At 42.7% G+C, this 11163-nt stretch carries 11 protein-coding genes; 8 read left to right on the plus strand and 3 right to left on the minus strand.

Annotation, left to right across the window (positions count from 1 at the left end; translation table 11 throughout):
* Positions 1-44 precede the first annotated feature (44 nt).
* The 4 genes from ACFQ3Q_RS05320 to ACFQ3Q_RS05335 all read left to right on the plus strand — a co-directional run bounded on the left by ACFQ3Q_RS05320 (position 45) and on the right by ACFQ3Q_RS05335 (position 4277).
* Positions 45-1226: an AIR synthase related protein gene (locus ACFQ3Q_RS05320; RefSeq protein WP_380743661.1), complete on the plus strand. Its 1182-nt coding sequence runs from the start codon at positions 45-47 to the stop codon at positions 1224-1226.
* Positions 1227-1501: 275 nt separating this feature from the next.
* A complete protein-coding gene (prfA, locus tag ACFQ3Q_RS05325) occupies positions 1502-2578 on the plus strand; it encodes a peptide chain release factor 1 (RefSeq protein ID WP_380743663.1) in 1077 nt (358 codons plus the stop codon).
* A 78-nt stretch (positions 2579-2656) separates the two neighbouring features.
* Entirely contained in the window at positions 2657-3475 is an 819-nt protein-coding gene (gene pyrF / locus ACFQ3Q_RS05330) for an orotidine-5'-phosphate decarboxylase (protein WP_380743664.1), read from the plus strand.
* 10 nt (positions 3476-3485) lie between these two features.
* Positions 3486-4277 carry an ABC transporter substrate-binding protein gene (locus ACFQ3Q_RS05335; RefSeq protein WP_380743666.1) on the plus strand — a complete coding sequence of 264 codons (792 nt, stop codon included), beginning with the start codon at positions 3486-3488 and terminating at the stop codon, positions 4275-4277.
* On the opposite strand, the gene ACFQ3Q_RS05340 is transcribed toward ACFQ3Q_RS05335, so the two are convergent.
* Both ACFQ3Q_RS05340 and ACFQ3Q_RS05345 read right to left on the minus strand, forming a co-directional pair.
* Positions 4256-4468, minus strand: coding sequence for a Lacal_2735 family protein (locus tag ACFQ3Q_RS05340; protein ID WP_380743668.1), 213 nt, complete (start codon positions 4466-4468; stop codon positions 4256-4258). The two genes, ACFQ3Q_RS05335 and ACFQ3Q_RS05340, sit on opposite strands and share 22 nt — an antisense overlap.
* Before the next feature lie 115 nt (positions 4469-4583).
* On the minus strand, positions 4584-5294 hold the full coding sequence (locus tag ACFQ3Q_RS05345; RefSeq protein WP_380743670.1) for a DUF4197 domain-containing protein: 711 nt from the start codon (positions 5292-5294) through the stop codon (positions 4584-4586).
* 149 nt (positions 5295-5443) lie between these two features.
* Here ACFQ3Q_RS05345 and ACFQ3Q_RS05350 point away from each other — a divergent pair, with 149 nt between their 5' ends.
* Positions 5444-8896, plus strand: a complete 3453-nt coding sequence (locus tag ACFQ3Q_RS05350) for a methylmalonyl-CoA mutase family protein (protein WP_380743672.1) — start codon at positions 5444-5446, stop codon at positions 8894-8896.
* A gap of 258 nt (positions 8897-9154) precedes the next feature.
* The gene (locus tag ACFQ3Q_RS05355; protein WP_380743674.1) at positions 9155-9769 is read left to right on the plus strand and encodes a MarC family protein; all 615 of its coding nucleotides are present in this window, start codon (positions 9155-9157) and stop codon (positions 9767-9769) included.
* A gap of 4 nt (positions 9770-9773) precedes the next feature.
* Here ACFQ3Q_RS05355 and ACFQ3Q_RS05360 read toward each other — a convergent pair whose 3' ends face one another.
* On the minus strand, positions 9774-10181 hold the full coding sequence (locus tag ACFQ3Q_RS05360) for a hypothetical protein (protein WP_380743676.1): 408 nt from the start codon (positions 10179-10181) through the stop codon (positions 9774-9776).
* Positions 10182-10299: 118 nt separating this feature from the next.
* Between ACFQ3Q_RS05360 and ACFQ3Q_RS05365 the strand changes: the two genes are divergently transcribed.
* The gene (locus ACFQ3Q_RS05365) at positions 10300-10743 is read left to right on the plus strand and encodes an Lrp/AsnC family transcriptional regulator (protein WP_380743678.1); all 444 of its coding nucleotides are present in this window, start codon (positions 10300-10302) and stop codon (positions 10741-10743) included.
* Positions 10744-10926: 183 nt separating this feature from the next.
* The gene (locus ACFQ3Q_RS05370) at positions 10927-11124 is read left to right on the plus strand and encodes a DUF1328 domain-containing protein (protein ID WP_380743680.1); all 198 of its coding nucleotides are present in this window, start codon (positions 10927-10929) and stop codon (positions 11122-11124) included.
* Positions 11125-11163 lie beyond the last annotated feature (39 nt).

Genomic DNA, 11163 nt, shown 5'->3' on the forward strand with positions numbered 1-11163 from the left:
AAAATTTCAAATCTGATTATCTTTGAGACCTTTAAAACTATCTTATGAGCCAGGAAATAAGTAAAAGATATGCACAAAGAGGAGTTTCAGCAGGAAAAGAGGATGTCCATAAGGCGATCAAAAATGTTGATAAAGGACTTTTTCCAAAAGCTTTTTGTAAGATCGTTCCAGATCATCTAACAGGGGACGATGATTACTGCCTCATTATGCACGCCGATGGTGCCGGAACAAAATCTTCCCTGGCTTATATGTACTGGAAAGAGACTGGAGATCTTTCGGTTTGGAAAGGGATCGCCCAGGATGCGCTTATTATGAATATAGATGACCTGCTGTGCGTGGGCGCGACCGATAAGATCCTGCTTTCTTCAACCATTGGAAGAAATAAAAATCTTGTGCCGGGAGAAGTGATCTCTGCTATCATCAACGGTACCGAAGAGCTTATTTCTGAATTAATGGATTTTGGGGTGGAGATACATTCTACCGGTGGAGAAACTGCCGATGTTGGGGACCTGGTAAGAACCATTATCGTAGATTCTACGGTTACCGCGAGGATGAAACGCAGTGACGTGATAGATAACTCAAATATCAAACCCGGCAATGTGATCGTAGGATTGTCTTCTTTCGGGCAGGCGTCTTATGAAAAGGAGTATAACGGCGGGATGGGAAGCAACGGATTGACTTCTGCACGCCACGATGTATTCTCTAAAATCCTTGCCGAAAAATATCCTGAGAGTTTTGATAATGATATTCCTGAAGAGCTCATCTATTCAGGAACCAAGAAACTAACCGATAAGGTGGAAGATGCTCCGCTGGATGCCGGAAAACTCGTGCTTTCTCCAACGCGTACCTATGCGCCTGTGATCAAGAAGATCCTTTCAAAGTTCAGCAATAAAGAGATAAACGGGATGGTGCACTGCAGTGGTGGCGCCCAGACCAAGATCCTTCATTTTGTAGAGAACCTGCATATCATTAAAGACAATATGTTCGAAGTTCCTCCTTTATTCAAACTTATAAGGGAAGAGAGCAAGACCGACTGGAAAGAAATGTACCAGGTCTTTAATATGGGGCACCGGATGGAGCTTTATGTAGATGAAGAAGTTGCCGATGAAATCATCACGATTTCAAAGTCTTTTGATGTAGATGCGAAGATCGTGGGAAGGGTAGAAGCTTCAGAAGAAAAGAAACTCACCATAAAAAGCGAATTCGGAGAATTTAATTATTCATAAGCAGGATCTTTCTGATCCATATTTCTTTCCGGTAAAACAGGCCTTTGTCTGGCTTTTTCTGATATCACTTCATTTATAGCTTATTATTTGGGCTTTTCAGAATTCCATTATCCGGACAGGATTTTTTATTTGGTCGGGCTTTCAGGCTTGTTGGCTTTCTCTGTTCAGAAAGAGAAAGGTCGTTGCTTACCTTTGATGGGGGAACTCTGATTTTTGACTCCTGTAAATCCCTCAAAATATCGTAAATTTGCTATCTTAAAATCAGTGAGGTTAATATGATTGAGAAGCTTAATGTAGTAAAGCAGCGTTTTGATGAGGTGAATGATCTGATCATTCAACCGGATATAATTGCCGATCAGAAACGATATATAGAATTAAACAAGGAATATAAAGATCTTAAGGCTTTAATGGAGGAGCGTGAGAAGTATATGGAACTCACCAACAACATCCAGGAAGCCGAAGAGATCATCGCCGATGGCAGCGATCCTGAGATGACCGAAATGGCCAAACTTCAACTGGAAGAGGCTAAGGAGGAACTTCCCGCTTTGGAAGAAAAGATCAGGATGATGCTTGTGCCTAAAGACCCCGAGGACGCAAAGAACGTGGTAATGGAGATTCGTGCCGGTACCGGCGGGGACGAGGCCAGTATTTTTGCCGGGGACCTTTACCGTATGTATACCAAATATATAGAAAGCAAAGGCTGGAAGCACCAGATCGTGGATTTTAGCGAAGGTACCAGTGGCGGATTTAAAGAGATGATCTTCGAGGTTTCGGGAGAGGATGTTTATGGGACCTTAAAGTTCGAAGCCGGAGTGCACCGTGTACAACGAGTGCCGCAAACCGAAACCCAGGGTCGTGTGCATACTTCTGCCGCAACAGTAATGGTATTGCCCGAAGCTGAAGAATTTGATGTGGAGATCGATCCGAAAGATGTGCGAATAGATTACTTCTGTTCTTCAGGACCCGGAGGTCAGTCGGTAAACACTACTTATTCGGCCGTACGTTTAACCCACGAGCCTACTGGGCTGGTAGCTCAATGTCAGGATCAGAAATCGCAGCACAAGAACAAAGAGAAAGCTTTCAGGGTACTGCGTTCCAGATTATATGAAATGGAACTGGCTAAAAAGATGGAAGCCGATGCCGCGAAAAGGAACTCGATGGTTTCCAGCGGAGACCGTAGTGCGAAGATCAGGACGTATAACTACTCCCAGGGAAGGGTGACCGATCACCGTATCAACCTTACCCTTTATGATCTTTCCAATATCATAAACGGAGATATTCAGAAGATCATCGACGAGCTGCAGCTGGTGGAAAACACCGAAAAGCTCAAAGAAAATTCCGATATATTTTAAAACAGATAATAGCTCCTGCTTTATGGCAGGAGCTTTTTTTTATACCTTAGCCTGAGTAATAAAGAAAAATCAGCTTTAATGACAACTGCCGAACTGGTCGAACAAATTCATAAGAAAAAATCATTTTTATGCGTAGGTCTTGATGTGGATCTTGAGCGGATCCCGACTTATCTGCTGTCTGAAGAAGATCCTATCTTCAGTTTCAATAAAGCGATCATAGATGCCACCCATAAATTTTGTGTGGCTTATAAGCCCAATATTGCTTTTTATGAAGCGAACGGCCTGGAAGGCTGGAAAGCCCTGGAGAAAACGGTGAATTATATCCACAAGGAGTATCCGGAGATCTTTACTATTGCCGATGCCAAACGCGGGGATATTGGGAATACTTCAAGGATGTATGCGAAAACTTTTCTGAAAGATCTCGGTTTCGATTCTATTACCGTGGCGCCTTATATGGGTAAAGATTCTGTAGAGCCTTTCCTTGAATTTCAAAACAGGCATACCATTCTTCTGGCTTTAACTTCCAATGAAGGAGCATTTGACTTTCAGACCCAGAAGGTGGGAGATAAAGAACTTTATAAAAAGGTCTTGGAGACTTCTAAAACCTGGAAGAATTCAGAAAACCTTATGTACGTGGTGGGAGCTACCAAGGCTGAATTTCTTGCCGATATTCGCAAGATCATTCCGAATAGTTTTCTTCTGGTTCCCGGGGTGGGTGCCCAGGGCGGGAAACTCGAGGATGTTTGCAAATACGGGATGACCAAAGATGTAGGCTTGCTGGTCAATTCTTCCCGAAAGATCATCTACGCTTCCGAATCTTCAAATTTCGCTGAAATAGCAGGAGCTAAGGCTGAAGTGCTTCAGAAGCAAATGGCTGAAGAGCTGAAACAACTCTAAACTCTTTTTTATGGAATTTCAGGACCAGTTAGGTAGAAAAATAATGCTTTCTTCCAGGCCTGAAAGGATCGTTTCCCTGGTGCCAAGCCAGACCGAGTTACTTGTTGATCTTGGTTTGGAGAAGGAACTTGTGGGAATAACCAAATTCTGTGTTCACCCGAAAGCTCTGCGAAAAGTCAAAAAAGTGGTTGGAGGAACCAAAGAAGTTCACCTGGATAAGATAAAGGAGTTGAAGCCGGATATTATTCTTTGTAACAAGGAAGAGAATACTAAAGAAATGGTGGAGGAGCTGGAGACGATCGCGCCTGTTCACGTTTCAGATGTCAATAACTTAGATGAGGCCGAAGAACTTATAGCACAATACGGGAAGCTTTTTGGAAAAGGACCTTTAGCTGATACATTTATAAGTTCTATTGAAAGGAAAAAGGAAGAATTAAAAAAGCTGGTTGAGGAAAGACCAAAATTAAAGGTCGCATATTTCATCTGGAATCGCCCTTTAATGGCCGTAGGGGTAAATACCTTTATTGATAAAATGCTTGAACTTAATGGCTTTGAAAACGTAATTTGGGAAGAAAGGTATCCGGAAATTAGTGTTGATCAACTGAAGAAAAGAAATCCTGATCTGCTCCTGTTGTCATCTGAACCCTTCCCCTTCAGGGAAAAGCATAGGGAAATATTCTCTGAAATGAATTCGAAGGTATTATTTGTGGATGGGGAGTATTTCAGCTGGTATGGTTCACGCCTTATAGACGCTATGGACTATTTTAAAAAATTACAGGATCAGCTATCGATCTTGTCGTAGTTCATTCGGCGTAATTCTCTAAGGATCTTTTTGGCCTTGGCATTCACTCTGTCGCTCTCCTCCTTATCCACAAGGGCCAGTTTGTATGCGCGATGCATAAGCTGAGTGTACTTATCGCACATACATTCCTCTTTGGTTTTATTTTCAAAAAGCTTAAACATATCCTTTTCTGCATTCTCTCTACGGTACAAATATAGAGTTAGGCTATTGTAAGATGTGCTAATCTAAAGTTAAGCTTGTTGTAAAAAATATCAGATATGGATTGGTTATGTTAAAATTTTAATTAATTCCTTGCTGTCTGGGGCTTTAGCCCCTGTCCTGAAGAGAAAAAACCCGTTTTAGCAGGTCGGTTGTTCTGGAGGAGATATCTTCCCTTATCTGGTTTTCTTCAATAGCGATCATAGTGAACACGCCATCCAGGGCTTCGTTGGTAACGTAGTCCGGCAGGTCCGGGTTTACATCGCTGGTAAGCGGGAGCTGGTTGTATCGCTCAATGATATTGCTCCATACCCTGTTTGCGCCAACCTTTTCCAAAGAACGGGTGATCACCGGATTGAATTTCGCGTATAATTCATCTTCGGTTTTATTGTTCAGGTAAGTGGTAGCCGCATCATTTGGTCCCATCAGGATATTTCGGGCGTCCGCAAAAGTGATCTCCTTAACGGCGTCTACGAAGATAGGTGTAGCTTCCTTAACACCTTCTTCGGCTGCACGGTTAAGCACCTTTAAACCTTCATCGGCCAAAGAGCCCAGGCCTACATCCCTTAAAGTTTTATCTACCTTCTGAAGTTCCGGAGGCAGGGTGATCCTGACCAGCTCATTATTGTAAAACCCGTTCTCTTGGGTAAGCTTACTCACCTGCTTGTCAATACCAAAATCCAGGGCTTGCCTAAGCCCGGAGGCTATTTCTGCATTGGTTACGCCATACCCGTTTTGCGGGAGTTGACTGGCAATATCCTGTAGCTCGGCACAGGAAGTGAAAAAAATAAGAACAGAAAGTAAGAGGATCTTTTTCATAAGAGTTTTTTCAAATATAACAGAAACTTTTCTGAGCTTAAATTCACGGCTTTTTAATTCAACCTCCTCTTCTTGAAATAATATTAAAATCCCGGAATTTCATTGCGATTTTCGTAAATTGCAGACCCTAAAATTTGATATTGTTACAAATGGAACAACAAAGTCCTTATAAACCCAAGAATAAAGTTAGAATAGTAACCGCCGCTTCCCTTTTCGACGGTCACGATGCGGCTATTAATATTATGCGTCGTATAATTCAGGCTACGGGAGTTGAGGTGATACACCTTGGTCACGATCGTAGCGTAGATGAGGTTGTGAACTGCGCGATCCAGGAAGATGCCGATGCCATCGCGATGACTTCTTATCAGGGCGGACACAATGAATATTTTAAATATATGTATGACCTGCTCAATGAAAAGGGGGCAGGTAATATCAAGATCTTTGGAGGCGGAGGAGGAGTTATCCTTCCCGAAGAGATCAAGGAATTGATGGATTACGGCATCACCCGTATCTATTCTCCCGATGATGGTCGGGAAATGGGACTTCAGGGTATGATCAATGATATGATCCAGCAGCTGGATGAACCTACGCCGGCGTTGCCGAAACAGGACTGCCTTCAGGAATCCCTGAAAAAGAAAGACGTAAATACTATTGCCAGGCTTATCTCCCTTGCCGAAAATGACCGGGAAGAGTTTGAGAAGAACTTCTCACAAATAGAAAAAAAGGAAAAATCAGGAATCCCTGTTCTGGGAATTACAGGAACCGGAGGCTCCGGGAAATCCAGCCTTGTGGATGAACTGGTCCGCAGATTCCTTGTGGACTTCCCTGAAAAAAATGTTGGGATCATTTCGGTTGATCCATCCAAGAAAAAGACCGGCGGAGCCCTGTTGGGAGACAGGATTCGTATGAATTCCATCAATAACAAGCGCGTATATATGCGTTCTCTGGCAACCCGCCAGGCCAACCTTGCGCTATCCAAATATGTTGCTGAAGCCGTTGATATTTTAAAGGCTTCAGAATACGATCTAATTATTCTGGAGACTTCCGGAATCGGCCAGAGCGATACAGAGATCATTGATCATTCTGATGTATCCTTATACGTGATGACGCCTGAATTTGGTGCGGCAACTCAGCTGGAGAAGATCGATATGCTTGATTTTGCCGACCTGGTAGCGATCAACAAATTTGATAAAAGAGGAGCTCAGGATGCGCTACGCGATGTGAAAAAACAATATCAGCGAAACCACCAGCTATGGCACGAAGATGCCGATAAACTTCCTGTTTTTGGAACTATAGCTTCCCAGTTCAACGACCCGGGAATGAATACCCTTTACAGGAATATTATGGATAAGATCGATGAAAAGACCAATTCCGATCTTAATTCGACTTTTGAAGTTTCCCGCGAGATGAGCGAAAAGATCTTCGTGATCCCGCCGAAACGTACCCGTTACCTTTCTGAAATTGCGGAGAATAATCGCAGCTACGATGAAAAAGCAGCGACACAGTCTGAAATTGCCCAAAGACTCTATGGAATTTATAAAACCATAGAAGGGGTTGCCGGGATCCATAAGGACAGTGATCAGTCTCAGTATTTGGATAAACACGGCCTGGATCAGGATGGAATTTCAGAGATGGCAGAGGAAGATCAGAAAGACTTCCTAAAGCTTTTATTCGCTGAATTTGACCGTGTAAAAATGGACCTTGACCCTTATAATTGGGAAGTGATCCTTGGCTGGCAGGAAAAAGTGAATAAATATGTAGAACCCATATATTCCTTTAAGGTACGGGATAAGGAGATCAAGATAGAAACGCATACCGAGTCTCTTTCTCATACCCAGATCCCAAAAGTTGCCTTGCCAAAATATAAAGCCTGGGGAGATATCCTTAAATGGTGCCTTCAGGAAAATGTACCCGGAGAGTTCCCATATACAGCAGGACTGTATCCTTTCAAAAGACAGGGTGAGGATCCAACCAGGATGTTCGCCGGGGAAGGTGGACCTGAGCGTACCAACAGGAGATTCCATTATGTGAGTCTGGGTCTTCCAGCCAAAAGGCTTTCTACGGCTTTCGATTCGGTAACTCTTTACGGAAATGATCCTGATCACCGTCCCGATATTTACGGGAAAATAGGTAATGCCGGGGTTTCTATCTGCTGTCTTGATGATGCCAAGAAACTGTATTCCGGGTTCGATCTTGCCGATCCTAAGACCTCGGTGAGTATGACCATTAACGGACCTGCGCCAATGTTGCTCGGATTCTTTATGAATGCGGCCATAGATCAGCAGTGTGAGAAATACATCAAGGAAAACGGACTTGAGGATAAGGTGGAAGCCAAGCTGAAAGAGCTTTATGACGATCAGGATATCGATCGTCCTGTTTACAGGGGTGAACTTCCGGAAGGGAATGACGGCCTTGGTCTGATGCTGCTTGGTGTTACCGGAGATCAGGTGCTTCCGAAGGAGGTTTATGAAGATATTAAAAAGAAGACCATAAGCGTGGTAAGAGGTACAGTACAGGCCGATATTCTTAAGGAAGACCAGGCGCAGAACACCTGTATCTTCTCTACCGAATTCGCGCTTCGCCTTATGGGTGACGTACAGGAATACTTCATCAGGGAAAAGGTAAGGAACTTTTATTCGGTTTCAATTTCAGGATATCACATTGCCGAAGCAGGTGCGAACCCAATTACCCAGCTGGCTTTTACGCTGGCAAACGGGTTCACTTATGTGGAATATTACCTGAGCAGGGGAATGGATATCAATAAATTCGGGCCTAACCTTTCCTTCTTCTTCTCTAACGGGATCGATCCCGAATATGCCGTAATTGGCCGTGTGGCACGTAAGATCTGGTCTAAGGCTTTGAAATATAAATATGGAGCCAACCCGAGAGCCCAGATGCTGAAGTATCATATTCAGACTTCAGGACGTTCGCTTCACGCGCAGGAGATCGATTTTAATGATATCAGGACCACACTTCAGGCGCTTTACGCGATCTACGATAACTGTAATTCACTGCACACCAATGCTTACGACGAGGCGATCACCACGCCAACAGAAGCTTCGGTTAGACGTGCGATGGCTATTCAGCTTATTATCAATAAAGAGCTTGGTCTGGCCAAGAATGAGAATCCTATACAGGGATCTTTCATTATCGAGGAACTGACCGACCTTGTGGAAGAAGCGGTGCTTACCGAATTCGACAGACTGACGGAAAGAGGCGGAGTGCTTGGTGCGATGGAAACGATGTATCAGCGCGGAAAGATACAGGAAGAAAGCCTGTATTATGAGACCCTGAAGCATAACGGAGATTACCCGATCATTGGTGTGAATACCTTCCTGAGTTCAAGCGGATCTCCAACCGTAACCCCTGGAGAGGTGATCAGAGCTACCGAAGAAGAGAAGCAACACCAGATCAAGACCCTAACCACGCTGCATAAAGCCAAGGAAAGCAAAGCCGAGGCTGCCCTTGAAAAGATCAAGGATGTTGCCGTGAAGAATGAGAACCTCTTCGAGGTGCTTATGGAAGCCACCAAAGTATGCTCTCTTGGTCAGATCACAACTGCTATGTTCGAGGTTGGAGGTCAGTACAGAAGAAATATGTAAGCAGGAAATCGCCTTGCTCAAGAGATTGCCCTGAGTTCGTCGAAGGGCCTATTCCGATGTGCGAAGCGACATAAAGTTCTTAAATAAAGAAATCCCGACCGGTAAAATTCCGGTTGGGATTTTTTATGGACCTTTAAAATGACTGCTAAAGTGTTTAAAAACAGAATTCTTTGTTGGTGGAAATTAAAAATCAGTTTAGATTTGCAAATTCAAACGAATTAAAAAGGAGATTGTCTAATCGCTTAAAGATCAAATTCTATGGAAAATCTATGGCTCTTCGCTATAGCGGTGTTTACCGGTTTTTTCGCGATTAATAATCCGTTCGGAAACCTGCCTATCTTCATTAGTCTTACCAGGCAGGCCAACAGACCAAGAAAGAAATTCATCTCCAAGAAGGCCACTTTTACTGCCTTTGTAATAGTTACCGGTTTCATAATCCTGGGGAAGTATATTTTCAGCCTATTCGGAATAACTATCCCTGCCTTTAAGATCACCGGGGGGATACTGATCTTCTTTGTAGGTTTTGAGATGATAAGGGCGCAGGAGTCCAGTATCGATAATCAGACAGAGATCAACTTTAACGAGGGGATTTCCATTTCTCCATTAGCGATCCCGATCCTTGCGGGACCCGGTACCATAGTGACGGCGATGAATTACACCACCAATGCCGGGTATTTGGAAATGGCCATTATAGTTTCTATGGCTGGCCTTATTATGCTTATGAATCACCTGGCATTTATCTCCAGCGATTATCTCGTGAAATTCATCGGGAAGAACAAGATTGTGGTAATTGAAAAGATAATGGGACTTATTATCGCCATAATCGGTACAAATATGCTGATACAGGGAATTAAACTGGCTTTTTGGGATTAGCCCTTTAAGGTAGTTTCTGAATCTGCTTCACCCATTCGGAAGTGAGGTATTCAAACTGACGGATCTCTTTTCTTAAGAGGTTGACGAACTCCACTTCCTTAACTCCACAGAATTCCAGTTTTTTGCAGTAAAGCCGAAGACTTTTGGCTGCTTTCCTGATTCTTCTGATCTTCCTTAGTTTTACTTCTGAATTTCCGGTGCTTAATATTGAGGCAATTCCCGGTGCAAGCTGAAGCGATTCGGAAACTAGATTTCCGGCATAACGATGGGAATGGCTGGCTGATAGTTCCATCTCAACTACGTGTTTATCATCCCCGAAATAAGATGCAACAGCGCGTGAGATCCGGAAGATCTCAAGTGCTTTCCGGTAAGCCGGAAGATGGTATGCGTTAGATGGAAACGGGTTTGCCATTGTTATAAGATTTCTTATAAAATTACTCAGAAAAATTATAGCCGGACTTTTTGTTTCAAGGTGAAAATTATTTTTTACCTTTAAAATTAAAGATAAGCTGTTCATTTTCTTTAAAAATATGGTAGACGAACTTAATTGGGCAATTCTTGAAAAGCTTCAGCAAAATGCCCGCAGGTCTTTTGCGGATATCGGCCGGGAAGTGGGACTTACCTCCCCTGCTGTGGCAGAAAGGGTGAAGAAAATGGAGGATGCAGGGATAATTCGGGGCTACAAGACCGAAGTTTCTTATCAAAAGACGGGGCATCAGTTAAAAGCTATCATTACCCTTAGGGCATTTATGGGAAGGCTTAAACCATTTTTAGAAAAGGTGAAAGACTTTAAAGAAGTGATCAACTGCTACAGGATTACAGGGAATGAAAATATAATTATGGAGGTGGTGCTGTATGACCAGTCTCACCTTGAGGTGTTTATAGATAAACTTATTACTTACGGGGAAACCAAAACGCATATTATCCTCTCAAATGTCATAGAGCATGCTCCGGTTAAAAAGAAGTCTTCCTGATTAATGTTATGAATTCTTAAAAAGCGCTAATTGTAGATTCCTTTTATTTTGTTAAAACAACACTTTATTTTTAGCATTATTAACAGCTGCTTTTTATTTTAGTTAAAGTAGCATCAATTGTAATTTTCTTAATAAGGATACGTCTAATCTGAACCTATCTTTGAATAAAAACTAGGATTGATTATGAGAAATTACAGTGTATTGTTTTTGAGTTTAGCAGTTGTGACCGGTCTTGTAGGATTTACCGGCCTTAGTTTTTACGGAATTGAATTTGTGAGGGTAATGTTTTTAATATTTGCCGATTTATTGGTGGTATCCTTATTAGCCAAATTATTCTTTCCTAAACCTGAAATGAAACTCCAGCGTGTAAAAAAAGATTAAAGTATATATGCTTAACCTACCAGATGAGCTTTTATCGAG

This window comes from Salegentibacter chungangensis (assembly GCF_042678405.1).
Lineage (GTDB): Bacteria > Bacteroidota > Bacteroidia > Flavobacteriales > Flavobacteriaceae > Salegentibacter_A > Salegentibacter_A chungangensis.